Source organism: Eudoraea sp. (genome assembly GCF_049665975.1).
GTDB lineage: Bacteria > Bacteroidota > Bacteroidia > Flavobacteriales > Flavobacteriaceae > Eudoraea.
Window position 1 is genome coordinate 1 of record NZ_JBATGR010000069.1, and the last position, 1578, is coordinate 1578.

Sequence of the window (1578 nt, forward strand, 5' to 3'; positions counted from 1 at the left end):
ATTAAGAAAGCGGATGCATTTTATCGTGAATTGAGTAGTGATACCACAAATTCTGAACTGCATTTAAAAGGAATTTTTGAGGAAACTAATTCAAATAAACTGGCTCTCTATTTTAATTATAAATGGACTCTGAAAAATAAGCAAAAAGTAGAATTTGATGTTGTTGATATTATAGAATTTGATGCCACAAACATGATTAGCAAGCTTCAAATTATATATGATACGTTGATATCCAGAGAATTAGTCAGGGAATTGGAAAAATGAGTTGCACTGCGGCCATTGTAAGAAGCAGAAGAACTTAAAAGTGCCTGAAAATTATAATAAAGAATAAACAAAGTATACTTTGATCCGGGCCAAAAAAATCCAAAGATTCTCGTCCTAAACATAAGTAAGATGCTTCTGTTATTTTACCGATTTGTTCCTGTAATATTCCTGAAGGATAAAATAGGCTTTCTTTTTAACTCCCGTATTAGACATTAATCCTTTACGGTTCCAGAAATTCTGGTACACCGGGTTTTGTCTTCGGGGAGATTTAAAATCGACCAGTATCCAGGGGGTTATTCCCCTGAGGCCATCTATCTTATCCATCATTTTTAGCTGGTTGATGTAAATCAACTCCTGATATTCTTCACTCCACATGGTATCATCATCCGCATGAAAACCTGCAAGCGCACCACCCCCAAATTCAGTAATAACCACAGGTTTGTTGAATTTAATATCAAACGAAAATTTAGGGAGTTCCTTAGGTTCTGACCAATACCACCCTCCGTATTGATTAAAACTGGCCAAATCGAGCTTTTCTCCCAGTGTATCATGAACTGTTACAGTATAACCATCGAATTCAACTTCCAATGCAGCTGCCACCAAACGCGTATCATCCAAAGACCTTACCTTATCTACCAACTTACCCATAAAAACATTTCTTGCCTCGGTAACCGGTGTTTCATTTCCTACCGACCAAATAATAATACTTGCCCTGTTTTTATCGCGTTCAATGGAAACACTCAACTGATTTTCCGCATTCTTATAGGTCTCTTTATTCTCCCATGAAATAGTCCAATACACCGGTACCTCAGACCAGACCAATAATCCCATTTCATCTGCCAGCCGCAGCATGGTTTCATTATGGGTATAATGAGCCAATCTCACATAATTACACCCTAATTCCTTCGCCCAGCTAAGCATCATCCGCATATCTCCTTCAGATCGCAGTCGGCCCCCGATAAGCGGGTTCTCATCGTGCATTGCAATACCCTTCATGAAAATAGATTCTCCATTAAGGAGTATATTTTTACCAGATGTGGCGATGGTCCTGAAACCAATCTTATCGGTAACAGCATCTTGTGAGGAACTGATTTTAACTTCATATAATTTTGGTGATTCCGGATTCCAGAGTTGAATCTTTTTTACGGGGATTTCAAAAGAAACCTTACCGTTTGCATCCGGAGTGTAGCTCTGATTTATTTTTAATTCAGGTATTTGTAATACCACCGACTCTTCCCCGACAGATCCCTCCAGCTCTATATAGCCTTTAATTTTGGAAGCATCGTTTGTAGCCAACTGAATTTTATAGTCGTT

General features: G+C 38.3%; 2 protein-coding genes. One reads left to right on the top strand and one right to left on the bottom strand.

The window, feature by feature from the left end:
- The coding region (locus WBN20_RS02990) for a nuclear transport factor 2 family protein (RefSeq protein ID WP_424280647.1) at window positions 1–264 on the top strand (264 nt) is incomplete at its 5' end.
- Window positions 265–402: 138 nt separating this feature from the next.
- Here WBN20_RS02990 and WBN20_RS02995 read toward each other — a convergent pair.
- On the bottom strand, window positions 403–1578 hold a 1176-nt coding region (locus WBN20_RS02995; protein WP_424280648.1), incomplete at its 5' end, for a glycoside hydrolase family 2 TIM barrel-domain containing protein.